General features: G+C 35.0%; 27 protein-coding genes. 10 read left to right on the top strand and 17 right to left on the bottom strand.

Annotated features, from left to right (window positions below):
- Nucleotides 1–16: 16 nt before the first annotated feature.
- The 3 genes from E0W73_RS15460 to pyrH form a co-directional block, all read right to left on the bottom strand.
- Nucleotides 17–2,512 (bottom strand): DUF5686 family protein, encoded by a 2,496-nt coding sequence (locus E0W73_RS15460; RefSeq protein ID WP_135222953.1) that lies wholly within the window; start codon nucleotides 2,510–2,512, stop codon nucleotides 17–19.
- Between the two features lie 118 nt (nucleotides 2,513–2,630).
- Nucleotides 2,631–3,194: a ribosome recycling factor gene (frr, locus tag E0W73_RS15455; RefSeq protein ID WP_135222952.1), complete on the bottom strand. Its 564-nt coding sequence runs from the start codon at nucleotides 3,192–3,194 to the stop codon at nucleotides 2,631–2,633.
- 74 nt (nucleotides 3,195–3,268) lie between these two features.
- Nucleotides 3,269–3,976 carry a UMP kinase gene (gene pyrH, locus E0W73_RS15450; RefSeq protein WP_135222951.1) on the bottom strand — a complete coding sequence of 236 codons (708 nt, stop codon included), beginning with the start codon at nucleotides 3,974–3,976 and terminating at the stop codon, nucleotides 3,269–3,271.
- A gap of 188 nt (nucleotides 3,977–4,164) precedes the next feature.
- Between pyrH and E0W73_RS15445 the strand changes: the two genes are divergently transcribed.
- Together E0W73_RS15445 and E0W73_RS15440 are read left to right on the top strand one after the other, a co-directional pair.
- Nucleotides 4,165–5,388: a DUF4272 domain-containing protein gene (locus tag E0W73_RS15445; RefSeq protein WP_135222950.1), complete on the top strand. Its 1,224-nt coding sequence runs from the start codon at nucleotides 4,165–4,167 to the stop codon at nucleotides 5,386–5,388.
- Between the two features lie 240 nt (nucleotides 5,389–5,628).
- Nucleotides 5,629–6,246: a thioredoxin family protein gene (locus tag E0W73_RS15440; RefSeq protein WP_135222949.1), complete on the top strand. Its 618-nt coding sequence runs from the start codon at nucleotides 5,629–5,631 to the stop codon at nucleotides 6,244–6,246.
- A 344-nt stretch (nucleotides 6,247–6,590) separates the two neighbouring features.
- Here the strand turns inward: E0W73_RS15440 and E0W73_RS15435 are convergent, their stop codons facing one another.
- From E0W73_RS15435 to E0W73_RS15415, 5 genes are all read right to left on the bottom strand, one after another.
- Complete coding sequence (locus tag E0W73_RS15435; protein WP_135222948.1) at nucleotides 6,591–7,151, bottom strand: hypothetical protein; 561 nt, start codon at nucleotides 7,149–7,151, stop codon at nucleotides 6,591–6,593.
- Between the two features lie 6 nt (nucleotides 7,152–7,157).
- Entirely contained in the window at nucleotides 7,158–7,853 is a 696-nt protein-coding gene (gene truB, locus E0W73_RS15430; protein ID WP_135222947.1) for a tRNA pseudouridine(55) synthase TruB, read from the bottom strand.
- Nucleotides 7,854–7,858: 5 nt separating this feature from the next.
- A complete protein-coding gene (locus E0W73_RS15425; protein WP_135222946.1) occupies nucleotides 7,859–8,668 on the bottom strand; it encodes an undecaprenyl-diphosphate phosphatase in 810 nt (269 codons plus the stop codon).
- Nucleotides 8,669–8,744: 76 nt separating this feature from the next.
- Entirely contained in the window at nucleotides 8,745–9,014 is a 270-nt protein-coding gene (locus E0W73_RS15420; RefSeq protein ID WP_135222945.1) for a DUF3098 domain-containing protein, read from the bottom strand.
- A gap of 69 nt (nucleotides 9,015–9,083) precedes the next feature.
- Complete coding sequence (locus E0W73_RS15415) at nucleotides 9,084–9,959, bottom strand: cell division protein FtsX (RefSeq protein WP_135222944.1); 876 nt, start codon at nucleotides 9,957–9,959, stop codon at nucleotides 9,084–9,086.
- 355 nt (nucleotides 9,960–10,314) lie between these two features.
- Between E0W73_RS15415 and leuS the strand changes: the two genes are divergently transcribed.
- Entirely contained in the window at nucleotides 10,315–13,197 is a 2,883-nt protein-coding gene (leuS, locus tag E0W73_RS15410; RefSeq protein WP_135222943.1) for a leucine--tRNA ligase, read from the top strand.
- Between the two features lie 335 nt (nucleotides 13,198–13,532).
- Nucleotides 13,533–15,695: a TonB-dependent receptor gene (locus E0W73_RS15405; protein WP_135222942.1), complete on the top strand. Its 2,163-nt coding sequence runs from the start codon at nucleotides 13,533–13,535 to the stop codon at nucleotides 15,693–15,695.
- Between the two features lie 232 nt (nucleotides 15,696–15,927).
- On the opposite strand, the gene E0W73_RS15400 is transcribed toward E0W73_RS15405, so the two are convergent.
- Entirely contained in the window at nucleotides 15,928–16,344 is a 417-nt protein-coding gene (locus E0W73_RS15400) for a Rieske (2Fe-2S) protein (protein ID WP_135222941.1), read from the bottom strand.
- A gap of 158 nt (nucleotides 16,345–16,502) precedes the next feature.
- Here E0W73_RS15400 and greA point away from each other — a divergent pair, with 158 nt between their 5' ends.
- The gene (gene greA, locus E0W73_RS15395; RefSeq protein WP_091493555.1) at nucleotides 16,503–16,979 is read left to right on the top strand and encodes a transcription elongation factor GreA; all 477 of its coding nucleotides are present in this window, start codon (nucleotides 16,503–16,505) and stop codon (nucleotides 16,977–16,979) included.
- Nucleotides 16,980–16,983: 4 nt separating this feature from the next.
- Nucleotides 16,984–17,373 carry an HIT family protein gene (locus E0W73_RS15390; protein WP_135222940.1) on the top strand — a complete coding sequence of 130 codons (390 nt, stop codon included), beginning with the start codon at nucleotides 16,984–16,986 and terminating at the stop codon, nucleotides 17,371–17,373.
- Between the two features lie 48 nt (nucleotides 17,374–17,421).
- Here E0W73_RS15390 and E0W73_RS15385 read toward each other — a convergent pair whose 3' ends face one another.
- Complete coding sequence (locus E0W73_RS15385; protein WP_135222939.1) at nucleotides 17,422–18,573, bottom strand: sensor histidine kinase; 1,152 nt, start codon at nucleotides 18,571–18,573, stop codon at nucleotides 17,422–17,424.
- A 161-nt stretch (nucleotides 18,574–18,734) separates the two neighbouring features.
- Here E0W73_RS15385 and E0W73_RS15380 point away from each other — a divergent pair, with 161 nt between their 5' ends.
- The 4 genes from E0W73_RS15380 to E0W73_RS15365 all read left to right on the top strand — a co-directional run bounded on the left by E0W73_RS15380 (nucleotide 18,735) and on the right by E0W73_RS15365 (nucleotide 21,615).
- A complete protein-coding gene (locus E0W73_RS15380; RefSeq protein WP_135222938.1) occupies nucleotides 18,735–19,610 on the top strand; it encodes a flavin reductase family protein in 876 nt (291 codons plus the stop codon).
- A 30-nt stretch (nucleotides 19,611–19,640) separates the two neighbouring features.
- Nucleotides 19,641–20,012 carry a DUF3127 domain-containing protein gene (locus E0W73_RS15375; RefSeq protein WP_135222937.1) on the top strand — a complete coding sequence of 124 codons (372 nt, stop codon included), beginning with the start codon at nucleotides 19,641–19,643 and terminating at the stop codon, nucleotides 20,010–20,012.
- 168 nt (nucleotides 20,013–20,180) lie between these two features.
- On the top strand, nucleotides 20,181–20,819 hold the full coding sequence (aat, locus tag E0W73_RS15370; RefSeq protein ID WP_135222936.1) for a leucyl/phenylalanyl-tRNA--protein transferase: 639 nt from the start codon (nucleotides 20,181–20,183) through the stop codon (nucleotides 20,817–20,819).
- Nucleotide 20,820: 1 nt separating this feature from the next.
- Nucleotides 20,821–21,615 carry an MOSC domain-containing protein gene (locus E0W73_RS15365; protein ID WP_135222935.1) on the top strand — a complete coding sequence of 265 codons (795 nt, stop codon included), beginning with the start codon at nucleotides 20,821–20,823 and terminating at the stop codon, nucleotides 21,613–21,615.
- Here the strand turns inward: E0W73_RS15365 and E0W73_RS15360 are convergent.
- The 7 genes from E0W73_RS15360 to E0W73_RS15330 all read right to left on the bottom strand — a co-directional run bounded on the left by E0W73_RS15360 (nucleotide 21,612) and on the right by E0W73_RS15330 (nucleotide 26,791).
- A complete protein-coding gene (locus E0W73_RS15360; protein WP_135222934.1) occupies nucleotides 21,612–22,322 on the bottom strand; it encodes a HesA/MoeB/ThiF family protein in 711 nt (236 codons plus the stop codon). The genes E0W73_RS15365 and E0W73_RS15360 overlap by 4 nt on opposite strands.
- Nucleotides 22,323–22,384: 62 nt before the next feature.
- Nucleotides 22,385–23,497, bottom strand: a complete 1,113-nt coding sequence (thiH, locus tag E0W73_RS15355; protein WP_135222933.1) for a 2-iminoacetate synthase ThiH — start codon at nucleotides 23,495–23,497, stop codon at nucleotides 22,385–22,387.
- Between the two features lie 69 nt (nucleotides 23,498–23,566).
- On the bottom strand, nucleotides 23,567–23,944 hold the full coding sequence (locus E0W73_RS15350) for a GxxExxY protein (RefSeq protein ID WP_135222932.1): 378 nt from the start codon (nucleotides 23,942–23,944) through the stop codon (nucleotides 23,567–23,569).
- A 125-nt stretch (nucleotides 23,945–24,069) separates the two neighbouring features.
- Entirely contained in the window at nucleotides 24,070–24,846 is a 777-nt protein-coding gene (locus E0W73_RS15345) for a thiazole synthase (protein WP_135222931.1), read from the bottom strand.
- Nucleotides 24,827–25,465 carry a thiamine phosphate synthase gene (locus tag E0W73_RS15340; RefSeq protein ID WP_135222930.1) on the bottom strand — a complete coding sequence of 213 codons (639 nt, stop codon included), beginning with the start codon at nucleotides 25,463–25,465 and terminating at the stop codon, nucleotides 24,827–24,829. Before E0W73_RS15340 ends, E0W73_RS15345 begins: the two co-directional genes overlap by 20 nt.
- Nucleotides 25,458–26,210: a hydroxymethylpyrimidine/phosphomethylpyrimidine kinase gene (locus tag E0W73_RS15335; RefSeq protein WP_135222929.1), complete on the bottom strand. Its 753-nt coding sequence runs from the start codon at nucleotides 26,208–26,210 to the stop codon at nucleotides 25,458–25,460. The genes E0W73_RS15340 and E0W73_RS15335 overlap by 8 nt, the downstream gene beginning before the upstream one ends.
- Entirely contained in the window at nucleotides 26,168–26,791 is a 624-nt protein-coding gene (locus E0W73_RS15330; RefSeq protein ID WP_135222928.1) for a thiamine phosphate synthase, read from the bottom strand. The genes E0W73_RS15335 and E0W73_RS15330 overlap by 43 nt, the downstream gene beginning before the upstream one ends.
- Nucleotides 26,792–26,798: the final 7 nt, after the last annotated feature.

Below are 26,798 nucleotides of genomic sequence, written 5' to 3'. Positions count from 1 at the left end.
ATTTAAGAATTAAATTTTATAATCCTAAATCAATCACATACGAAATTTTAACAGCAATATTGTCTTCAAATTTTGGCAGCTGATTTGGACCATAGCGATAGAATCCTCCAAGACCGAAACCTTTGTAAATCTTGTTCAGCTCAATTCCAGATTCAAAAAAGCCTTTTTCGAGTGTTTTGAATTGTGGACCTAAATGTTCATCCGGATTTTCCAAACTTCCCCATGCCATTCTTGAAACAAGAACCAGTGACGGCCTTACTTTTTTAAGGATTTTAATTCTGTCAAAGCCATGTTTGATTTGAAACATTACGTATTGACTTGAGAAAAATTCATTGAAATACATCGTCTCAAATGCATTTCTTCCTGCAAACGTAATTCGTTGATTTACTGTTTCTTTGGTTAAGTTATTTGGAGAAGTATTGTACAAATGCGTAAGTGGAATATCTCCAGCAGCAAAACCAGCCTGCAACAGTAGGGCTGTTTTTTGGCGATTGAGGTATTTTTTTTCATATTCCGCCTTAAAGTCTATTTTGCTGAAAGTAAAATCGTTGTCGAAAACATTGGGTAATGACTGTGTGTACTGAAAAGTAAATCTCGGAAATTTCTTTTCGGTTTCATTCCGTCCTGTAGGAGTCTGCATAAAATTGCTGAACGGCGCCCAAACTATCGAAATCATAGCGGTCGACATTACGTAGCTAGAATATAATTTTCCGTTTAGATTAAAAATATAGTCAAATTTTGGTTCGATATGATTTCTCGAAAATTCTATAACCGCTTCCGTTTTCGGAATATATTTGGTTTGGATATTTCCTCTCCAGCCAGTATATTCATAAAAGGTACTGATATTAATCGGGCGTGGGTCATAAATCTTAAATACACGTTTATCAACTGCAAATACCGTACTTGCAATCTCGCGAACATCATCGGTGTAATAACCATTGAACCACGTATTTGTGTTTCTGTCTAATAAGATGCCGGCACCCAGACTGTATTTAAAAGCGCCGTCTTTGGTTCCGTAAGCGGTATATCCGTCAATCCGAAAATTTTTTGAAAGGCGTTCGTTCGTAATTCCTCCCAATCCAAGACGGAATCCTTCATAATTATTGTAACTTATAATCTTTTTCAGGTCAAGGTCGACAGGACCAATCGGATAAAATCCGTTAAGGATTTTTCGGCCTATTCCCAGACGTTTTTCCACTCTATTGCTTACAGAAAGACTGTCAATTAAAACATATGTTTTCTGACTTTTTGCATCGAGATTCTCTTTTCGGTAGGCTTCCCAGAAACTTTCGGGTTTATTGGCTGCATCATCTTTGATTTCAATATAAAGCGACGGATTTTTTACTGGAACATTTGTGTTGATGCGAACATCAAAACTGTTGCTTTCTGAAAGCAGATAAGTAAAATCTGAAGCGACTTTTTTTCTTGGTTCAAAATTCTCGTCAACATCACTGTCAAACTGAATTGTGCCTCCTAAAATTTTGATGTCATCATTGTTTTTTCCTTTTACGATTTTGAATGTTGTGTTGCTCTGAAACCATAATTTTTCTTTAGGAAGATATTCAAAATCATGAACGCCACTGATATCTAGAACACCTTTTATGCGCATTACCGCTTTTGCAATCGCAAAATTTTCTTTATCTATATACAAAACGCCTTCAAGTCCAGATGCTCTTTTTTTTCGTTTATTCTTAAAATAAATCATATAAGCATCTCGCCCTTTAAGACTTACCGTATCAAGAAGTTTATAATTGTAATTGGAAGGAGCGTTATTAGCAATCGGATTTTCGTATTTGGTTTCAAATAGCTCATAATTTGAATCATAAATAGAAATAGACTGGAGGTTGAATGTAATGATTTCATAAACAGGCTGTTTGAAGCCTGCCATTTTTGTACCGAGAATCGTTTCTTTTAGTTTGTTCTCCGAAAATTGATATTGTGAAACTTTTTCGGTTTGAAATAAATGCTGTTTGCTGATGATTTCTTTGAATTTATAATCAGACGAATCTATGTGTATCGTTTTTTTGCTTAGGTCTTTATAAGCTGCAGAGGAATCTATACGACCGTCTATCGAATCAGGATTTGCGGTTACAATCAGTTTGTTGTAGGTTTTGTATTCAAAGTTTTGCAGCTTTTTTTGCGGATTATTTTGGCTTTTTGAGGCAATTACTTTTTTGATAATGGTTAATGCCGGATTTTCATTCGAAACCACAACTTCTTTCAAATCATCTGTTTTCTGTAAAAGAGAAACGGCGTAGAACTTTTTAGCGGTTGAAACAGAAATGGTTTTAGTCTGAAAACCAATATAAGAAACCGTCATTGAAGAAGTTGTGGTGCTTATTTTAAAAATAAACTTTCCGTCGACATCTGTAATCGTATTATTGTTTTCGGGAGTAGTTATAGTCGCGAAAGGAAGGGGTCTGTTGTTTGAATCGGTTACGATACCGTTTATTTGAAATTGTGCCTGAAGGCTAAGGGTAAAAAACAAAGTCAAAAAACAAAATAGCTTCATATAGAATGATATAATTTCAAAAACGAAAAAAAAATAATTTCCGTATGCAAAAATAACAATAAAAAAATCCGCTTGGTACAATAAACCAAGCGGATTTTTATTTTATAGCTTATAAAAATTACACTTTCATGATTTCAGCCTCTTTCAAAGCCAATAATTCGTCAATTTTCTTGATATAAGCATTAGTTAAGTTTTGAACTTCTTCTTCAGCAGATTTGCAGATATCTTCAGATGTTCCTTCTTTTTCTAATTTTTTAATATCGGTATTGGCATCTTTTCTAGAATTGCGTATTCCGATTTTTGCATCTTCTGCCTCAGCTTTTGCTTGTTTTGCCAAATCGCGACGGCGCTCTTCTGTTAAAGGCGGTACGCTGATGATGATAACATCTCCATTGTTCATCGGATTAAAACCGATATTGGCAATCAAAATGGCTTTTTCAATTACAGAAAGCATATTTTTTTCAAATGGCTGTAATGTAATTGTTCTGGCATCAGGAACGCTGATTTTAGAAACCTGAGAAAGTGGTGTCGAAGATCCGTAATAATCTACAAAAACACCTCCAAGCATAGCCGGAGAAGCTTTTCCTGCACGAATATTTAGAAATTCTTTCTCTAAGTGTGCAATAGTACCATTCATTGACTCTTCAGTACTTTCTAAAATAAAATCTATCTCTTCAGTCATTTTTTTTATTTTTCAGTTTTTTGTTTTTCAGTTTTCAGTTTAGTAGGTGTTAAGACTTTAAACCGTGACTGAAACTATATGTTTACTACAGTTCCGATGTTTTCGCCTTCGCAGATTTTTAATAGGTTTCCGATTTTATTCATATCAAAAACAACAATCGGAAGTTTGTTTTCTTGGCTTAATGTAAAAGCAGTGGTGTCCATTACATTCAATCCTTTTTTGATTACATCGTCAAAAGAAATAAAATCAAATTTTACGGCAGAAGCATTTTTTTCAGGATCAGAATCGTAAACTCCGTCAACACGTGTACCTTTCAAGATTACATCGGCATTAATTTCGATTCCTCTCAAAACAGCCGCAGTATCAGTTGTAAAATACGGATTTCCGGTTCCAGCTCCAAAAATTACGATTCTTCCTTTCTCAAGATGTCTGTCGGCTCTTCTTTTGATATAAGGCTCAGCGATAGATTCCATTTTTAAGGCAGTCTGCAAACGTGTTTTCATTCCCTTGTCTTCAAGAGCGCCTTGTAAGGCCATTCCGTTAATTACTGTTGCAAGCATTCCCATGTAATCACCTTGTACTCTGTCCATTCCTGCACTGGCTCCGGCAACGCCTCTAAATATATTTCCTCCTCCAATAACAATTGCGATTTCTACTCCTTTACTGTGAATCTGCTTAATTTCGTCTGCATATTCGGCTAATCTTTTTGGGTCTATACCGTATTGTAAATCACCCATTAGCGCTTCGCCGCTTAGTTTTAGAAGAATTCTTTTATATTTCATGTTTGTTGTTGCGTTAATTTGTGCAAATATAGACATATTCTGATTTTTAAAAATAATGTTTGCAAAAATAATTTCTCTCTATATTTGGATTGAATTTTTCGGCGTTGTAAGAATTGGCTTAAAAAGATTTTTTGGAATAAAACTCAAAATCTAACAATGCAGCTATTAATTGAAAATAACTTTAAAACATGATTTGTACAATTTATTCGCACCATATTGGTTTTGACAAAATTTTAGAAAGTGTCAAAAACAGTTATCCACAGGCAGTAATTAAAATTAGTAGCCAAAATGATTCCCAAATTGCAGAAATCGAAATCAAAGGAGGATTTTTGAGTTCCGGGAGCAAACTAACAATCAGCTACCGCGAAAAAAATCAGCCGTCTTACCAGATTCCCGAAACAGACGAGTGTGCATTAACGGGAAACCTTAGAGGATTGTATGGTTATGTTGATTCGCTTCAGTCAAAAAATGAAAAAGTAAAATCTTTGTTTTTGCATAAAATCCAAACTTTAAATTCTGAATTTTCAATCAGTCAAGAAAAAGGACAAACCAAAGATTTAAAAGAGTTCATTACAAAGCTGGCAAAAGACTTAGAAGCAGTTCTTTTTGTGCAGCCCAAAACAGTTATCAGCAAATCTGATTCGCAGCATTTTTTAGATGAAAATCTGGATTTGCTTCTTGATGCCAATGGAAATTGTGAGGTCGAAAACTTAGAAGTAAAAATTAAGAGCATTTATTACGACAATGTTTCTGCGGTAATAACCGAAGAACAAAAACAATGGAAAACCGCCAGCGAGAAAATACTTCAAGAAAAAGGAATAAAAATAAACAAGCACCTGCCTTACATCGAATCAGAAGATGAAGTACAGCTTAGGTCTTCACAAGAAATAGCTCAACGAATATGCATTTTGGCAATGACAAATCTGGTAGCTTTTAGTACAATTTCAAGCGAAGAGGCTATTGAATATCTTCAAGCTCATAATTTATGGGAATTTGTTTCTCCAAATGAAAAAGACTTTCTGGCAAACCCTACGGAAGAGAAAAAAAGCCATGAATCATGGAAGTGCGAATGCATCTGGGTATTGATGTTTGCTCTGAATAAAATTGAAAATTTAGGATTTCCTGATGAGTTGTGCAGTCTGAATGACATTCCAGAAGAAGAGTATCCAGTAGGACCGGATAAAGACCCGAATGATTTTATTAATGCCGCTTTTAATGCAAGAAGCAAAACTGAAATATTGGCCTTAAATGACTTGTATTATAGGTTGGACTGGGCTTGTGTAGATGCAAGATTAAATGGACAAGAAATGACAAAGGTTCATCCAGGCGTGGTTTATGAGCGTCATTATGCGCTAAATTGGCTTATAAATTATGCAGGAGCTGAGTGGGATGATGTAACTTGCGATACGTAATAATTAGTGACTTACGTTGTTGCGTACAATTAAAATGCTATAAATTTTGACAAAATTAGACAGAATCGTTATTCAAAAGTTTATTTTTTAAATGTGATTATGCTTAATAGGTTATAATTTGTTTTACTTGAAAAAATTAGAATGACTTTTGTCTCAAGGCGAATTCCTCTCAATTATGACAAAAGTCATTCTTCTGTTTTGCAAAATTGTTTTAAATTTAGCATAACCAAAAAAAACAATATGAAAAGCATCGTAGCCAAAGGACTATTCAATAGTTATTCCTATGCAGAATACCGAAAATTAGTCACAGATTTAGTAGCAGACGGAAAATCGACTGGAAAAGAACAATCAGAAAGCTTGACCAATTATACCAAGCTGAATGAAGCCAGAATGAATAGACTAGAAAAGACGATCACCATTGAGGACCGCATAGTTTATAAACTGCAAAATCTAAAAAATCACTATATATGGCTGGTACTTTCTGAGGGTTGGTGTGGAGATGCAGCGCAGATTCTTCCGATTTTGAATAAAATGGCGATGCAGTCCAACAAAAAAATAGATCTCAGAATTGTGCTGCGAGATGAGAATGAAGAATTGATGAATCAGTACCTGACCAACGGAGGTAGAGCGATTCCAAAAGTGATTGTAATCTGTAAAGAAGCAGGAATTGTTCGTGCCGACTGGGGGCCGAGGCCAAAAGGTGCTGCAAAGCTAATGGCAGATTATAAAAGAGATTTTGGTATTGTCGATGAAAAAATAAAAACCGATCTGCAGTTATGGTATTTAGCCGATAAAGGCATTTCTGTACAGGAAGAATTGGTCGAAATTATGGACAATATTACTTATAATCGTCTATGATTTTTTTTGTAATATATTGAAAACAAGTGGGTTTGATTGATAAAATTATCTTAAAGTCTTTTTAGTTTGAATTCGATTTTGTATCTTAGTGATGCTAACCCACTTCTATTATAACTTTCTAATTTACTCTTTTTATTGGTGTTAATTTAAATGTCTAACAATTAAAAGTACACTATTATGAAAAAGTTATTTGAAAGGTTTTATGATTTCTTCTCTACATTTTTATTTGGAGGAAAAAATGTGCCTCACTATTAATTTAAGATAAGTATGAAATAACTGTACTTGCTTTAGAAAGCCTGGCACATTACCGAATAAAAAGTAATGTGCTTTTTTATATTCCACAGTTAGTTTGTTTCTGATTTGTAATAGAAGAAATCCTGTAGCGTTATTCCAAAAGAAATAGCGCCAAGACTTTTTTGGTTATGAAGCGGAAAAGCGTAATCGTGTATTTCTGCAAAAAGAATAAAGTCATCTGAGCCAATTCCGAGCTTTAATTTTTTGTATTCTCCATTTAAATTGCCGCGCCCTATGGCAAAACCTTTTCCGTAACCCACCTGAAGCATAATTCTTGTTTCAGTGCCTACTTTTGGACTTAAGCCGAGGTTTAAAAACACAGGTACAGCAACCGCTTTGTCGTCCCATTTCCAGTCTACACCGCTATGAACTCCCAGTGTAGCCCATTTTTTATAATGAATTCCGTAGCCAAATTGAGAACCTAGGCCGTTAGGGACAAAAAATGCATTTGAAGAAGTCGATTCAGAACCGTCATAGGAGTTGTACCTATCCTGATTTCCCGTAACAGAAACCGCAAAATCAAATTGTACGTAAGAGAATTTAGTTGCTTGGCTGCGTACGATTGAATGAACAAAAACGGTAAATGCAATCGTTATTAAAATTCTCTTCATGTATCTTTATTTTTTCAAGAGTTCTTCCTCAAACAAAGTAATATCTATGGCATTTTTTACATCATAATCGCCAATTTTGGTTCGGCGTAAAACCGTTAAATGCGAACCAGAATTCATCGCTTTTCCAAAATCATAAGCAAGCGAACGAATGTATGTTCCTTTAGAGCAAACCACTCTAAAATCTACTTCTGGTAATGCAATTCTCGTTATCTCAAATTCGTGAATAGTAGTTTTTCGGCTTTCAATTTCAATTGATTCTCCTGCGCGCGCATGTTCGTACAAGCGGACACCGTCTTTTTTTATAGCCGAAAAAATAGGCGGTTTCTGGTCAATTTCGCCTAAAAATTGTTTTACAGTTTCTTGAATTAAAGCCTCGTCAATATGATTGGTTGGGAATGTCTGATCGATTTCGGTTTCTAAATCGTATGATGGAGTAGTGGCGCCAATGTAGAATGTTCCGGTATACTCTTTTGCTTGTCCTTGAAGTTCAGAAATTTTCTTGGTGAATTTTCCAGTACAAATTAACAAAAGTCCCGTTGCCAAAGGATCTAAAGTTCCAGCATGACCGATTTTGAACTTTTTTGGAAGTCCAACTTTATTGATTAAAAGGTATTTTAATTTGTTGACAGCTTGAAACGAACTCCATTTTAATGGTTTGTCAATCAATAAAACTTGTCCGTTTAAATATTCTTCAGGTGTCATTTAATCTATTTGTTTAAGGAAAAATAAGCCAATAAAAGTATCCCCGCAATTATTCTGTAGTATCCCCAAGGCTTAAAACCATATTTTTTAATTACCCCAATAAAAGATTTTATTGCTATAATGGCAACGACAAAGGCAATTACATTTCCCATCAAAAACAATTTAAGATTGTCTGGTGATTGTGTTAGTAATTCATATCCCTTAAGTTGTGAAACTTCATATGTTTTTAATAGTAGAGAATAAGTGGTTACAGCCAGCATTGTTGGAACAGCAAGAAAAAAGGAAAATTCAGCAGCAGTTTGTCTATCTAAACCTTGTTGCATTCCTCCAATTATTGAAGCGGCAGAGCGGCTTGTGCCAGGCATCATTGCCAAGCATTGCCAAAAACCAATTGTTACAGCTTTTTTTATTGTAATATCTTCTTCGTGAATAATTGTTGGGTTCTTAAATTGCTTATCAATGAAAAGTAAAATGAATCCTCCCAGAATTAATACAATTGCAATTGGAATGGGATTGCCTAGAATTGCATCTATTTTGTCATCAAATAATTTTCCTAAAATTAGAGCTGGAATTACCGCACAAGCCAATTTTACATAGAAATTGATTTTACTAAAATCAAAAAACTTCTTCCAGTACAAAACGACAACAGCCAAAATAGCTCCAAATTGAATGGAAACCTGAAATAATTTTACAAAATCATCTTCCTGTATCCCGAAAAAAGAACTTGTAAAAATCATATGTGCGGTAGAAGAAACAGGCAGATATTCTGTTAAGCCTTCTACAATTGCAATAAGAATTGCTTGTAAAGTATTCATTTAAAAATTTTAGATTTCAGATTTCACATTTTAGATTGTGCAGTTTTTGGACCGCACAAAATAATTTCAACCTATATTATTTTGATTTTTTGAAAATAGAATAAATCGTGATTCCGAAACCGATTAAAACAGTTGTGGGAGCCAAACGAATACGTCTAAAATTGAAGATTTCTTCGTTAAAAACATTTGGATCGGTGCTTCCGCCTCCGGCCATTAAGATAAAACCAAGCGCTATAACGCCAATTCCGATCAAAAGTATTTTGTAGTTGATGCCGTCAAAAAGAAATTCCTGTTTCGGATTTTCTAAAAAAGATTCTTTTGCAGGCTGTTGTTTGATGTTTTTCATTGTCTTTTCTTGTTCTCAGAAAGCTATTCTGAGTTATTATTTAATATTCTCTAAAGTATTAAATCTCAATTAATACAAGTCGTCTGTTCTTAAATTCAGGAAACGCTGCGTCGCAAAGTGCGTGCTTACCCAAGTTATTAAAACACCTAATCCGAAAACAGCGACTAAAACTAAACCTGTTAAAAGTTTATCTTCTAAAATTCCTAAACCAGGGAAATTAGTTTCTACATAAAGTAAAAGCGCAATTAAGGCTATGATAGCTAAGCCAGCGCCAAGCATTCCAAGTTTTACGCTTCTCATTACAAAAGGCTTTCTGATGAATGCTTTTGTAGCACCAACCATCTGCATGGTTTTGATGATAAAACGGTTTGAATGTATCGATAAACGAAGTGAGCTATTGATTAACAATACCGCAATAACAGTTAGGAAACCGCTGATAATTAAAATCCACATACTGACTTTTTTGATGTTGTCATTGACAAGATTTACCAATTGTTTATCGTAAACAATATCAGAAATCATAGCGTTTGTACGAAGACGGCTTTCAATTTTTACAATACTGTCTCTTTCGACATAATCGGCTTTTAAGTGAATGTCATATGAATTCAATAAAGGATTTTCTCCTAAGAAAGTTAAAAAGTCTTCTCCGATAATATCAGTGTGTTCTTTTGCCGCTTTTTCTTTAGATACATAAACATGTGAAAGTGCAAAAGGAGCTCTTTTAAGTTCTTTATCAAATGCTTTGATAATGCTGTCGTTTGCTTCATTTTTAAAGAAAACCGTCATGGCGATTTTTTCTTTAAAATCGTCTGCCAGCTGTTTAGAATTGATAATGAATAATCCTAGTACCCCTAAAAGGAATAAAACCAAGAATACACTCAATACAACCGAAAAATAAGAGGAAATTAACCTGCGCTTTTGAAATTTATCAAAGTTAGAACTCATAGTCTGCTTAAATTATGTGGTAAAAATAATAAACAATTTCTTTATTTAAAGTTAATAACAAACTTTTATAATTAAAAGTACAATTTAAATATTGAATAAATTGGGAGTTTAACCGCAATAGGCGCAAAGTTTTTTGATATTTTACCTTGTGTTTTGTAAACGTGTAGACTGACTTTGCAGTTAATTTTAAGAGTAATATTGTGATTTTGACTTATTTTAATTGAAGAATTACATATTTTATTTGTTTGTCAATGAAATAGCTTTGCAACAAACAACAATAAATGTAAATTTGCGGCTAAATTAATTTAGTGAAAAGCTTAGAACCTTAGTAACTTAGAATCTTAGTCACTTAGAAATGAAGTACAATCCAAACGAAATTGAAGCCAAATGGCAAAAATATTGGGCAGAAAGTCAAACTTTCGCAGCAAAAAATAACTCCGAAAAGCCGAAACATTATGTTCTCGACATGTTTCCTTATCCGTCTGGAGCAGGATTACACGTTGGGCATCCGCTGGGTTATATTGCTTCAGATGTGTATTCTCGTTTTAAAAGACATCAGGGATTCAATGTTTTGCATCCAATGGGTTATGATAGTTTCGGATTGCCAGCTGAACAATATGCGATTCAGACAGGCCAGCGTCCGGAAGATACAACTCGCGTAAATATCGACGGTGGAGTAGACAAAGAAGGAAAACAAATTGCAGGATACAGAAAACAATTAGATAAAATCGGATTCTCATTTGACTGGGCTCGTGAAGTTCGTACCTCAAATCCAGATTATTACAAACATACGCAATGGATTTTTATTCAATTGTTCAATTCTTGGTACAATAAAACGACAGATAAAGCCGAAGATATTTCAACTTTAGTTGCTGTTTTTGAAAAAGAAGGAAATGCAAATGTAAATGCAGTTTCTGATGAGAATATTGCTATTTTTTCGTCAAGCGAATGGAATGCATTTTCGAAAGATGAACAAGAAAAAATACTTTTGCAATATAGATTAACGTATTTGGCAGAAACCGAAGTAAACTGGTGTCCAGGCTTAGGAACAGTTTTGGCAAATGACGAAATCGTAAACGGTGTTTCTGAGCGTGGCGGATTCCCAGTTATTCGTAAAAAAATGACACAATGGAGCATGCGAATTTCTGCTTATGCAGAGCGTTTGCTTCAAGGTTTAAATGATATTGATTGGAGTGAGTCTATCAAAGAATCACAAAGAAACTGGATTGGGAAATCAGTTGGGGCGATGGTTAAGTTTAAAGTCAAAGACGCTGAACTTATAACTAATAACTCAGAACTTTTTATTGAAGTATTTACAACAAGACCTGATACCATTTTTGGAGTAACTTTTATGACTTTGGCGCCAGAACACGATTTGGTTGCTAAAATTACAACTCCAGAGCAAAAGGCAGAAGTTGAGGCATATATCGAAAAAACAGCAAAACGTTCTGAGCGTGAGCGTATGGCGGATGTAAAAACCATTTCGGGAGTTTTCACTGGAGCTTATGCGGAACATCCGTTTACAAAAGAGCCAATTCCGGTTTGGATTGGAGATTATGTTTTGGCAGGTTACGGAACTGGCGCTGTAATGGCGGTTCCTTGTGGAGACGAAAGAGATTATGCTTTTGCAAATTTCTTTAAAGGTCAGAACGGAATGCCCGAAATCAAAAATATCTTCGCCAATGTTGATATTTCTGAAGCGGCTTACGGATCAAAAGACAACGTTGAAATCGCCAATTCTGATTTCTTAAACGGATTAGATTATAAAAAAGGAACGCAGAAAGCGATTGAAAAACTAGAAGAAATCGGTCAAGGAAAAGGTAAAACCAATTACCGTTTGCGTGATGCTGTTTTCTCTCGTCAGCGTTATTGGGGTGAGCCATTCCCAGTTTATTATGTGAATGGATTGCCTAAAATGATTGATGCGCAACATTTGCCGATTATTTTGCCAGAAGTTGAGAAATACTTGCCAACCGAAGACGGTTTGCCACCATTAGGAAACGCAGCAGTTTGGGCTTGGGATAGTGTTCAGTGTTCAGTTGTTAGTACTCAGTTGATTGACAATGTGACTATTTTCCCTTTAGAATTAAACACAATGCCAGGTTGGGCGGGAAGTTCATGGTATTGGATGCGTTATATGGATGCTCATAATGAAAATGAATTTGCGTCTAAAGAAGCTTTGGCTTACTGGGAAAATGTAGATTTATATATTGGAGGAAGCGAACACGCAACGGGTCACTTATTGTATTCTCGTTTCTGGAACAAATTCTTAAAAGACAAAGGTTTTGCTCCAACCGAAGAGCCATTCAAAAAACTGATCAATCAGGGAATGATTTTGGGGACTAGTGCTTTAGTTTATCGAGTGTCAGGGACAAACAAATATGTTTCTAAAAATCTAAAAGGTGATTATGAAACTGAAGCTTTACATGTTGATGTTAATATGGTAAATGCTGCAGATGAAATTGATGTCGAAAGATTAAAAAGATGGCAACCTCAATTTGAAGAGGGTGAATTTGTTCTTGAAAATGGAAAATTTATCGTTGGACGAGAAGTGGAGAAAATGTCTAAACGTTGGTATAATGTTGTTAATCCAGATGATATTTGTAATGAATATGGTGCTGATACTCTTCGTTTGTATGAAATGTTCTTAGGTCCATTAGAACAAACAAAACCATGGAGTACAGGAGGAATAACAGGAGTATTCGGTTTTCTTAAAAAATTATGGAGATTGTATTTTGATGATAACGGTTTAATCGTAAACAACGACGAACCAACAAAAGACAATTTGAAATCGTTACACAAAACCATCAAAAAAGTGGCAGAAGATATCGAGAATTTCTCTTTCAATACTTCGGTTTCTCAGTTTATGATTTGTGTAAATGAATTGTCTTCTCAAAACTGTCATTCTAGAGCGATTTTAGAGCCGTTAGCAATCTTGGTTTCGCCTTATGCGCCACATATCGCAGAAGAATTATGGTCACAGTTAGGACACACGACTTCAATTTCTGAAGTTCCGTTTCCTATTTTTGAAGAAAAACATTTAGTTGAAACGAATAAAGAATACCCAGTTTCTTTCAACGGAAAAATGCGTTTTACAATCGAATTGCCTTTGGATTTAACCAAGGAACAAATCGAAGAAATCGTAATGAAAGACGAAAGAACTCTAAAACAATTAGACGGTAGAACTCCAAACAAGGTGATTATCGTTCCTGGAAAAATAATTAACCTTGTAGGTTAATTATTTTAAATTTCAATAATTAAATTCCAAATTCCATTTTTTTTGTTGGGGTTTGGAATTTTTTTTTATGCTTTTTTAAGTGTAGTTTTAGCAACCAATTCAAGATTTTTTTTAAATTAATTAGTGAATTCATGGCTTAAATTAAGTACATTTGCGCTGTCTCAAAGGGGTGCTCTAAATAACGAGCTGAGATCATACCCAAAGAACCTGAGCGAGTAATGTTGCTAAGGGAAAAAACGACAAATGTTAGCGTGCACACTATATTTTGTCGTAAGAAACACATTTATTAATTTAACAAAAGAATAATTCCCCCTTTTATTCGTAAATCTTTACGAATGAAAACTTATTTTAAAGGTACTAAGGTGCTAAGAAACAAAGGTTCTAAGGTTGGAAACCGTAGAAGAACCAAATCTATTATCTTTGCTCTATTCTCTATTTTCTTTACTCTAATTTCTTCTGCACAACAGCAAGATTCAACTAAAGTAAATCAACTTGATGATGTTTTGGTTTCTGCGGTTCGTGTTACTACTAAAACTCCGGTTACGTTTAGTAATATGGACAAAAAAGAAATTAAATACAGAAATCTTGGGCAGGACATTCCTGTTCTCATGAATTATCTGCCTTCGGTAGTGACTACGACTGATGCTGGAGCCGGAATTGGTTATACCGGAATCCGTGTACGCGGAAGCGATGCAACACGCGTGAATGTGACGATAAACGGAATTCCGTACAACGATGCCGAAAGCCAAGGAACGTTTTGGGTAAATATGCCCGATTTTGCTTCATCAGTAGAAAGTCTGCAATTACAGCGCGGTGTCGGAACTTCGACAAACGGAGCGGGAGCTTTTGGAGCAAGCTTAAATATGCTTACCGACAGTTATGCGAGCAAAGCAACAGGCGAAATTTCGAGTTCGGCCGGATCTTTCAATACTTTAAAAAATACTGTAAAATTCAGTACAGGTCTTTTAAATGATCATTTTGAAATTGCAGGACGTTTATCGGCAATGAAATCCGACGGATATGTAGACAGGGCAAGTTCTGACTTAAAATCGTATTTCTTGCAGGGAACTTATGTGGGTAAGACAACCTTAATAAAAGCGCTTGTTTTTGGCGGTACTCAAAAAACATATCAGTCTTGGAACGGTATTGATGCCGAAACCTTAAACGAAAACCGAAGATACAATTCGGCCGGCGAATACACAGACGAATTTGGCAATACTCGTTATTACGATAATGAAACCGATAATTACAATCAGGATCATTATCAGTTGCATTGGAGCGAATCGATTTCGGATAAATGGAGCACCAATCTTGCTTTTCATTATACCAAAGGAAAAGGTTATTTTGAGAATTATAAAGAAGATGCCGACATGGCAGAATATAATCTTAGTCCGGTTGGAGCCATTAATACCACTGATTTGATTCGTCAGAAATGGTTGGATAATGACTTTTACGGCACTACTTTTTCTGCTAAATATGTAACCGAAAAACTCAATGTAATTTTAGGCGGTGGCTGGAATAAATATGAAGGCGATCACTTCGGAAAAGTAATTTGGGCGAGATACGCTTCGCAGTCAGAATTAGGAGATCATTATTACGACGATTATTCTGCTAAAACCGATGGCAATGTTTTCGCAAAAGCAAATTATCAGCTAATTGACAAATTAAGTTTTTACGGAGATCTGCAATACAGAAGAGTAACGTACAAAGCAAATGGAGCCGAAACAGGTCTGGTTGATGATGATTTTAATTTCTTTAATCCGAAAGCGGGATTGAATTTCGAAATCAATCAAAGAAATACGTTGTACTTTTCGTACGCACGCGCCAACCGTGAGCCAAACAGAACCGATTATGAAGGCGGAAACGTAAAACCGGAAAAATTGAACGATTTTGAATTAGGATGGAGGTTTAATTCGGAGAAATTCCAACTGAATTCTAATTTCTATTATATGGGTTATAAAGATCAATTAATCCTGACAGGAAGATTAGACGATGTTGGAAACCCAATTCGTTCTAATACTGATAAAAGTTATCGCCTAGGTTTTGAATTTGATGCTACAATTGCGCTTTCAGAAAAATTCATCTTAAGGCCAAACTTTACCTTAAGCAGCAACAAAAATGTTGATTTGGCAGTTGAAGGACAATTTTATGGAACAACAAAAATTGCTTATTCTCCTGAAGTCATTGCAGGAAATATTATTGTTTACAAACCTATTGAGGGACTTTATCTTTCGCTGCTGCAAAAATATGTTGGCGAACAGTACATGAATAATATTGAGCTTCCGGCTGCAAAACTGGCCGATTATTTTGTAAACGATTTTAATGCATCGTACGAAATCAAACCAAAGTCAATCTTTAAATCGATTACCATTACTGCTTTGGTCAATAATATTTTTGATAAAAAATATGTTTCAAACGGAGCCATGTGGGATATTTATCCGTACTACTATCCTCAGGCTGGAACTAACTTTTTGGTTGGTTTGAATTTGAAGTTTTAAGAATAAAAAAGCCTGAAAGTTTATTTTTTCAGGCTTTTTTTTATTTTAATAAGCTGTCGGGTGAAATAGAATAAAATAGCTTCATTCAAAAATTAAAATCTAATTTTGTCTGCTAAAATCCTTTTGCTTATAAATTTTTCACGCAGATTCATACAGATTAAAGGAGATTTAGACAGATTTATATCTAGGATGATTTAATAGAATTAAAAAAAATAATTTCACCCATCGAGTTTTAATTATAAACATGAACCACAGTTCCAGAAACTTCGACCCTGTATTGTTTCATAGGATATTCTTGGCCTCCAAGTCCGGTATATAAATTATAAGAGGTTTTATCACAAGAACAGACCGCGTAAATTCCGTCGATAGTCATGGCTGTGCACGAATTAAACGCCTGATTCGGGCAAGCGGCATCAAAGGCATTGTAAGTTCCGTCTCCGGTCTTCATCACGATAATTCCTTTGGCTCCATAGTTTGCCACAAAAACAGGACTGCTTACATACTTCAGATTATTATAAGTAGGGAGATTGCTGTCCAGATAAGCATTTACAGAATAATTTGGGATATTCGGGTTATTGTTGCTTCTGTTATTGTCGCTGCAAGAAAATAAAACAGCCGTAAATGCGATAAAGAGCCAGATTTTTTTCATTATTTGAATAAAGATTAGTGAAACAAAAATAATTTATTTAGATTTGAATTTTACATATGATTAACATATAATTATGTACTATAAAAAATTATAGTATATTTGTGGTAAGAAAATCCCGTCGCGATGGGATTTTTTGTATTTATATAAACGATGAAGTTATGAGTAAAGTATCTTATTATACAGCAGAAGGATTAAAAAAATTAAAAGATGAATTGGAGCATTTAAAAAGCGTAATGCGTCCGAAAGCATCTCAAGATATTGCCGATGCAAGAGATAAAGGAGATTTGTCTGAAAATGCAGAATATGATGCGGCAAAAGAAGCGCAGGGTTTATTGGAAATGAGAATTTCTAAGCTAGAAGAAGTATACGCAAATGCAAGATTGATTGACGAGTCTCAACTAGACGTTTCTAAGGTTTTGGTTTTATCTAATGTGAAAATCAAAAACCAAAGCAACGGAATGGAGATGAAATATACGCTTGTTGCTGAAAGTGAAGCCGATTTAAAAACGGGAAAAATATCTGTGACCTCTCCAATCGGGAAAGGTTTACTAGGAAAATCTGTTGGAGAAGTAGCTGAAATTACGGTTCCGAACGGAGTTTTGAAATTTGAAATTCTTGAAATTACAAGAGACTAAAACTATGAGTTCAATATTCACCAAAATAGTAAACGGCGAAATTCCTTGCTACAAAATTGCAGAAGACGATAACTACCTAGCTTTTTTAGATGTAAATCCAAATGCTAAGGGCCATACGCTCTGTATTCCGAAACAAGAAATTGACAAGATTTTTGATATGGACGAAGAATTGTATTTAGGTCTAATGAAGTTTTCTAAAAAAGTAGCGGCGGCCTTAGAAAAAACGGTTCCATGCAAAAGAGTCGGAATTGCGGTTGTAGGTCTTGAAGTGCCTCATGCACACGTACATTTGATTCCGCTAAACGAAATGGACGAAATGCGTTTCATCAATAAAGTTTCGCTTTCCAAAGAAGAATTTGAGGCTTTGGCAAAAGATATTCAATCGAATCTATAAGATAAGCAGGTTCATAATTAACCAAGAGCTGAAGTGCAATAATTTTCTTTATTGCACTTTTTTATTGAGTAAAATCTGAAACGTAGTTCCTTTTCCGATTTCCGATTGCAGTACTTTAATTTTTCCGTTGTGATATTCTTCCACAATTCTTTTGGTTAACGAAAGTCCGAGACCCCAGCCGCGTTTTTTTGTCGTGTAACCCGGCTCAAAAATAGTTTTAAATTGTTTTTTCGGAATTCCGGTTCCCGAATCCTTAATATTGATTTTTATATGTTGGGTATCTTGTTCGATTTGTAATTCTAAACTGCCTTTTCCCTTCATGGCGTCAATTGCATTCTTAACTAGATTTTCGATAGACCAGCTATGCAGTGTTGGGTTAATCAAAGATAAAATAGGTTCTTGTGGCGCTTTGTATGAAAATGCAACCTGTTTAGAAAAACGCGACTGAAGGTATTCGTAACTATTCAATGTTTCGGTTACTACATCGTGGGGTTCCAAAACAGGGACAGAACCGATTTTAGAAAAACGGTCGGTTATGGTCTGCAGGCGTTCAATATCTTTTTCTATTTCAGCTGTAATAGACTGCTCGATGTCTTCGGTTTTTAAGATTTCAACCCATCCGATTAAAGACGATAAAGGAGTTCCGATCTGATGTGCGGTTTCTTTTGCCATTCCAGCCCAAAGTTTGTTTTGGGTAGCCATTTTTGTGCTTTTGTAAAAGTTGTAGATCAGGGCAATACACAAAAACACAATCAGCAACAAGGCAATCGGATAATATTTAAGTTTGTTGAGAAGGGCAGAGTTTCCGTAATATAAAGTCTGGTATTTTCCTGGCGCATATTCAAAAGTAATCGGCTCATTCTCGCTTTTTAGCTTTTTTAGGAAGACATCTCTTTTATTCTTGTTGTCGAGAATTTCATCGGGAACATTTTTCGCGCTCACTACCTTGTCAAACAAAATTACAATGGCGGGAATCGAGGTATTGTTGTCGATAATCTGAAGAGGGAGTTCTACATCGGTATTTTCGTCTGCATTTACAATTGTAATCTGCGCATTCACAAAAAGGTTCATCTTAAGGCGTTCTTCGTTTTTAAAGATTTGGAAGAAATTATAAGTGTTCCAGAGAATCAGTGAAATGATTAAAAAGCAGACCGAAATAATAATCCAGCGGGTTGTATTTGTTCTTTCAGAAAAAGACATATCTATTGTTTTGAGGTATAAATATAACGAAATATACACATTTAATATTTTGCCAAGCTTTAAAAGATTTACGTTTTTATGCGCCAAACTATTTCTAAACCTTAAACGATTTCTATACTTTTGCATGTACTGAAATGAGATTCAGTTAAAACCAAAAAAGTATGATCAGTATTAACCCAAAAGAAATCCCAACAGCCCAATTGCAGGGATATCTGCAGAGCGCCGTAGGACCTAGGCCAATAGCCTTTGCCAGTACGATAAGCGAAAAAGGAATTCCGAATTTATCGCCTTTCAGCTTTTTTAATGTGTTTAGTGCCAACCCACCGATTTTGGTTTTTTCGCCTGCGCGACGCGTTCGTGATAATACGATCAAACATACTTTGATAAATGCAGAAGCGACTCGGGAAGTTGTAATAAATGTAGTTAATTTTGACTTAGTGCAACAGACTTCTCTAGCGAGTACAGAATATGGCGATGGCGTAAATGAGTTTATAAAAGCAGGATTGACACAAATTCCGTCGGATCTTGTAAAACCGTACCGCGTAAAAGAATCTCCAGTTCAGTTTGAATGTAAAGTGACACAAATCATTCCGCTTGGCGATGAAGGAGGTGCCGGAAATCTGATTTTATGCGAAGTAGTAAAAATTCATATACATGAATCTGTTTTAGATGAAAAAGGGGCGATCGACCAGCATAAAATCGATTTAGTTTCTAGGCTCGGAAATAACTGGTATTCAAGATCGAACCAAGGACTTTTTGAAGTCGCAAAACCCTTGACAACATTGGGCGTAGGGGTAGATGTTATTCCGAATTTCATTAAAGAAAGTCCAGTTTTTAACGGAAATGATTTAGGTAAATTAGGAAATATAGAAGCCTTGCCTACGACAAAAGAAGTTACTATATTTGTGAAAGAAAACTTTTCGGTCAAGGCGGTTTTAAGTTCAGACGATCAGGAAAAAATTCATCTAGAAGCCAAGAAATACCTCGATAAAGAAGATGTTGAGTCGGCATGGAAAGTGCTTTTAGCTAAAAGATAGAAATAGAAACAATTATAAATAAAGACGAAGATGGAAGTTATAGGAAAAGTAAAAGTGGTGAATCCAGAGCAGCAAGTAAGTGCCTCATTCAAAAAAAGAGAATTGGTAGTTACTACTGAGGAGCAATATCCACAGCATATTTTAATCGAATTTACACAAGACAAGTGTGATTTGCTAAGCAGCTATAAACAAGGAGAAGCAGTAAAAGTTTCTATCAATTTAAGAGGAAGAGAATGGGTTAATCCTCAAGGAGAAACTCGTTATTTTAACAGTATTCAAGGTTGGAGAATTGAGAGAATGGCTTCGGAAGCACCTACACAAGCGCCTCCAATGCCTGCAGCACAAACTTTTGCTCCTGCAACAAGCATAAACGAAGACGAACCAGACGATTTACCATTCTAAAAAAAGTAAATTCCAAATACTAAAATTCCAAATCCCAATTCATTCGACTGAATTTGGAATTTGGAATTTTTATTTTTGAGTTCATTTTGCCATTTCGAATCAGGAGGACTGGCAAAATTAAGTAAGTGGAATTTAGGAATTTCCATATTGGAATTTAACTTAAAAAAGATGTATTATTTATTCAACGATTTATACTTTCCGCCAGTAACAGAAGCCGATGAAGAAGGTATTCTTGCAATTGGAGGAGATTTAAGCCCAGAGCGTTTGAAGCTGGCTTATAAAAGCGGTATTTTTCCATGGTTCAATGAGGGCGAGCCGATACTTTGGTGGGCTCCAGATCCTAGAATGGTCTTGTTTTTTGATGAATTGGTGATTTCCAAAAGCATGAAAAAAATCCTGAATAAAAAGATTTTCAAAGTTACCTTTAATAAGAGTTTTAAAGAAGTAATCTCAAATTGCCAAAAAATCAAAAGAGAGGGGCAGGACGGAACTTGGATTTCAGATGAAATGATTGAGGCCTATTGCAAACTTAATGAAGAAGGAATTGCAAAATCTGTAGAAGTGTGGCAGGATGAAGTGCTGGTAGGCGGTTTGTACGGAATTGATTTGGGAAATGTTTTTTGTGGCGAAAGTATGTTTTCTAAAGTCTCAAATGCTTCTAAAACCGCTTTTATTGCCTTAGCTTTATATTTAAAAAAAGAGAAATACAAATTATTAGATTGCCAGGTTTACAATCCGCATTTGGAAAGCTTAGGCTGTCGAGAAATTGACCGTGATGATTTTATGTCTATTCTAAAAAGTAAATAAAATGAGTGCAGTTTATCAGGTAACAGAAATCTATATTTATCCTATAAAAAGTTTGGCTGGCATTAGTCTAAAAAGTGCCAAAGCCGAAGAAATGGGTTTCGAAAATGATAGAAGATGGATGCTGATTAATTCAGAAAATGTTCATGTTACCCAAAGAGAATATCCGATAATGAGTCAGTTTTATCCTCGGATTTCAGATGATAAAATTAAAATTACGTTTGGTGATGACAGTCATGAATTCCTGATAAACGAATTTTTGGAAACACCCATAGAATCAAATGTCTGGGATGATAAAAGCGAAGTTTTCGAAGTCAGTAAAAATTCGTCAAAATGGTTTAGCGACAAATTAGGTTTTGAATGCAGACTCGTAAAAATCCTTAAAAATGGCGATCGAAAACATGAAAGCTCTCGTACCCAAGAAACCTATAATGTTAGCCTCGCAGACGGTTATCCGTATTTATTGATTGGAACGGAAAGCCTTGAGTTTCTGAACGCGAAATTAGAAGAAAAAATCACCATCAAGAGATTTCGCCCAAACATTGTTGTGAGTACCAAAAGTGCTCATGAAGAAGATGATTTTACAACTTTCAAAATCGGAGAAGTTCAGTTTAAAAACATAAAACCTTGCGGTCGATGCATTATGGTGAATAATGACCCGCAGAAAGGAATTGTAAAAAAAGAACCTCTAAAAACGTTAAGCAAATACCGTAATGTCAATAATTCAGTTTTATTCGGAACTAATATTGTGAGTTTGAATTCGGGAGTTGTCAATGTTGGCGATGAGGTTGTTTTTTAAAAATGCAGCTTAGTGAAACTCCAATTTAAAGTATTAAAAAGTATCAATTCATTGTTTAAAGTTGGCAGTTCGAGAATCAATTTAAGCGTTTCATGCGCCATCATATTACCGATAATTCCGGGTAGGGTTCCTAGAACACCATTCAAATTGCAATTCGGAACATCTTTTGGATCAGGCATTTCGGGAAATAAATCTCGAAGATTTTTACTTCCGTTGTGATTGAAAACAGCAATTTGCCCTTCAAATTTTAGAATACTTCCGTAAACCAAAGGTTTTTTCAATTCGACGCAAGTATCATTCACCAAATAACGAGTCGAAAAATTATCAGAACCATCTACAATAATATCGTATTGTTCAATGAATTGAGATGCATTTTTAGCAGTTAATTTTTCATTAATTGCCACCGCTTCAATCAACGGATTTAATTTTGAGATGACATCTTTTGCAACGACTGATTTGCATTGGCCAATTTCATTTTCAGTATATAAAATCTGCCTGTGGAGATTATGAATTTCGATAGTGTCAAAATCCATAATTCCGATAAAACCAACTCCGGCAGTCGCAATGTATTGTAAAATGGGACAACCTAAACCGCCTGCGCCAATAACTAAAACACGTGCTTTTTTTAGTTTTTCCTGTCCTTCGTCGCCAATTTCAGGAAGAATAGTTTGTCTGTTATAGCGAAGGAATTCTTTTATGATGCTCATTTTTTAATTTTAGATTTCTGATTTTAGATTGATGTTGGAATTTGGAATTTTTAAATTGGAATTTAAACAAATGCTTTTGTCCAATCTTTCCAAACAGGTTCGTAGCCAGCATTTTTTATGATTTTTGAAATTTCTTCTGCCGAACGTTCATCGCTGATTTCGAATTGTTCCAAAGACTGTGGATCCACTACATAACCTCCCGGATTTGTCTTAGAACCGGCACTCATGCTTGTAACGCCAATTGGAATTATGTTGTTTCTGAATTTTTCGTTTTCGCGTGTCGAAATAGAAATTTCTAAGTCTTCATTCCACAATCTGTAAGCGCAAATTAATTGTGTCAAATCTTTATCATCCATAATAAAATTAGGTTCAATAATTCCTTCTGCTGGACGTAGACGCGGAAAAGAAACCGAATATTTGGTCTGCCAATATTTCTTCTGTAAATAATCTAAATGTGAAGCATTAAAAAAACTATCTGTTCGCCAATCTTCCAAGCCTAATAAAACGCCCAAACCCATTTTATGAATTCCGGCAGTTCCGATTCGGTCTGGGGTTTCCAATCTATAATCGAAGTTTGATTTTTTGCCCTTAGTGTGATATTTTTTGTAAACCTCCTGATGATACGTTTCCTGATAAACCAAAACAGAATAAACTCCGGCATTGTGCAAACGCTCATAATCTTCTTGAGAAAGTGGCTGCACTTCAACAGAAATAATCGAAAAATCATTTTTTATTAAATTGATGGCGTTCAGAAAATAATTAATATTTACGGTATAATTTGCTTCGCCTGTTACCAATAAAACATGATCAAAACCTGTGTTTTTTAAAGCTTCAACTTCGAGTTTTATTTCGGCATCAGAAAGCGTTTTTCGTTTGATTTTATTGTCGAGACTAAATCCGCAATAGGTGCAGATGTTTTGGCATTCGTTGCTCAGATATAACGGCGCATACATTTGAATGGTTTTCCCAAAACGCTTCTTGGTTATTTCATGGCATTTTTGTGCCATTTGTTCTAAATAATTCTGGGCGATAGGAGAGATTAATATCAAGAAATCATCGAGATTGTATTTGGTTTTAGCCAAAGTTCGCTCGACCTCTTTTGATGTGGTTTTGTATATTCTGGATTGAATTTCATCCCAATTATATTGCTCAAAAATAGATTTGAATGTTTTCATTTTATTTTGGTTTCACGCAGATTTGGCAGATTTAAGCAGATTATAAATGATTTAATTTTTAATCTGTCATTAAAATTTATTTGCTATTCTTTTAATGTCATTAAGAATATTTGTAGTGTTGAAATTTACTAACAGTCCTAATTTTTTGTTTGTTAATCTTAAATAAGTAGCTAGTTGTTTATAGTGAATTGGAGCTAAATCGTCTACTGATTTTAGTTCAATAATTACTTTCTCTTCAACTAAAATATCAATCCTAAAAGCAGGATCTAAAATTATTTCTTCATAAGTAATTATAACTTCAACTTGTTTTTGAATCTTTAATTCCAATTTTTCTAATTCATAAAGCAAAGCACTTTCATAAACAGATTCAAATAAACCTGGTCCTAAATTGTTATACACTTTAAAAATTGCACCTCTTATCAAATATGATATTTCATTTTCAGTCATAATTCTTTAATTTAAAAAAAACAAATTAAAGAATTTTCTTTCTTTTATGTTTTGTGTTTTACAGATTTAAGAGAAATAAAATCGTATTTAATCTGCTTAAATCTGCCAAATCTGCGTGAAAAAAATCACTCATAAAGAAAAGAAGTCAAAGGACTAGAAGCCGAAGCAAAATTCTGCTGATTCGCAATTCGGGCTTCAAAAGCTTTTCTTCCTGCAATAACCGCTTCCTTAAAAGCCTCCGCCATTAAACTTGGGTTTCCTGCAACTGCAATCGCAGTATTTACCAAAACAGCATCAGCGCCAATTTCCATGGCTTTTGCGGCATCAGAAGGCGCTCCGATTCCAGCATCTACAATAACAGGGACAGTGCTTTGTTCGATAATAATTTCTAAAAAATCAATGGTTTTTAAACCCTTGTTGCTGCCGATTGGTGAACCCAAAGGCATAACAGCAGATGTTCCGGCATTTTCTAAATGTTTGCACAAAACAGGATCGGCATGTATGTACGGAAGCACAGTAAAACCAAGTTTCGCCAATTCTTCAGTTGCTTTTAAAGTTTCAACTGGATCAGGCATTAAATATTTCGGATCGGGGTGAATTTCGAGCTTTACCCAATTCGTTTCTAGCGCTTCACGAGCCAATTGTGCTGCAAAAACGGCTTCTTTAGCATTTCTAGCTCCCGAAGTATTGGGCAATAAATTGATATTCGGATGTTTAAGATGCGATAAAATAGCATCAGTATCAGTTTCTAGATCAATGCGTTTTAAGGCAACTGTAACCAATTCACTTTCTGAAGCCACGATAGCATTTTCCATTTCTTTATTCGAACCAAATTTTCCTGTTCCAAGAAACAAGCGCGATTTAAAGGTTTTGTCTCCTATATTAAACAATGATGTTTGCATATAATTTTTCGTTTAGTTGTTGAATCAATTTTTCTTTTTCATCACTTTCAGTAATGACTCCAGAAACAGCAATTCCGAAAATCCCAGTTTCCATTAACGGATTCACATCTCGTAATGTGATACCGCCAATGGCATAAACAGGAATTTCGATTTTATTTTTTTTCAGTTTTTGTAGAATGTCGTAATAACCCGACAGCCCTAAAATCGGACTCCGTTTTTCTTTGGTAGCAGTAAAACGAAAAGGCCCCAAACCGATATAATCACAGCCATTTTGCACATGATTCTGAATGTCTTCAAAAGTATTGGCTGTTCCTCCAATCACTTTCGAAGTTCCTAGAAAAGCCCTCGCTTCGTCGATTTTGGTATCGGTTAAACCCAAATGCACACCGTCTGCATCTACTTCTTTGGTCAGATGTATATCGTCATTTATAATAAAGGTTGACGCGTACTTTTTACATAAAGGTTTTGCCGCTTCCGCTAAAGTATAAGCGTCTTTTTGGTTTTGGTCTTTAAAGCGCATCTGCACCCAATTACAACCTGCATCAAGCGCTTGATGAATGTTGTATAATTGTTTTTCGATCGTTTCGCCCTGCGAGATGTATTGAAGTTTGCTATACATAATGATATCCGATTAAGGTTGATGTTGAACTCAGGTAGTTTTCGATATAGGTTTTAGCATTTTTACAGGCTTCTTTTAACGTCTGCTTTAAGGCTAAATTGGAAGCAATGGCAGACGAAAGCACACAGCCTGAACCGTGTTTTTCAAAACATCTTTTTTCTGATGGATGCAATTCTAAAACTTCGTCTTTTAGAAATAAACAGTCTGTTCCTAAGGCTTTTTCGTTATGTCCGCCTTTCAACAAAATGTTTGTCAAAATTTTGTTTTCTTTCCACAGATTTTTTGAAACAAAACCAGGAAACAGTATTTCGGCTTCGTGATAATTTGGCGTAATCAAATCGATTTTTGAAAGTGTCTTATTTAGATCAAAATGATTCTGAACTTCCATAAATTCGAACTTTGTGGTCGATCTTAAAACAGGATCCCAAACGATCTTTGTTGATGGAGAAAGGATTTTTACAGTCGAAACAATTCGGTTTAAGTCGTATAAGGAAGGTATAATTCCAATTTTCACTACGCTGATTCTATAATTCAAAAACAGCGTTTCAATAGAGCGGATGACAAAACTTAAATCGGTCCACTGAATCTCATAAAACCGATTTTCAGTTTGGATTGTATTTGCTGTCGAAATAGCAAAACCAGTTACTTTGTGCTGTTCAAATGTTTTGATGTCAGCCAAAATTCCTGCTCCTGCAGAAGGATCTAAACCAGCGATTGTGAGTACGAAAGGACGCTCTTCTGACATAATTTAAATTGTTTTAATGGATTTTCATTTTTCCAAATACTTCCTAAAAGCGCGACATCGTCAAAGCCATTTTCCAATGTTTTTTGAATGTTTTCAGCATCAATTCCGCCTAAAGCGATCAATTTTGTCTGCTGGTTTGTTCGTTTTTTTATTTCTTCGAAAAAATCTGTTTCAGGATGATAATTTTCTTTTGAAATACTTTGAAAAACAGGACTTAAAAAAGCATAATCAAAATCATTTTTTAATAAATTAAAATCTTCAATTGAATGTGTTGATGTCGATTTAGATTCGTTTTTATACCTACAAGGTTTTGGAAACCTTGCAGGAAAGTCATGATTGCGTTTTCTTTCTTTTTCAGAAAAATGAAATCTATGAATACCAAAATCTTCTGCCAGTTTATGATGATTGTGCAAGACGAGCTGCTCTCTAAATTCCAATTTTATCTGATGAATAAACTGCGCTATTTCCAATTCAGAAAAATCAGCTTTCCGAATATGGAGTAAAGGCAATCCTTCCTCCAACAAAGAATGAATTGTCTTGATTTCGTTTACCACAGCAAAAGGATTTGTAATCACAATCATTTCAAAA

The sequence above is a fragment of the Flavobacterium foetidum genome, from assembly GCF_004634245.1.
Lineage (GTDB): Bacteria > Bacteroidota > Bacteroidia > Flavobacteriales > Flavobacteriaceae > Flavobacterium > Flavobacterium foetidum.
This window is presented reverse-complemented; position numbering and strand designations above follow the sequence as displayed.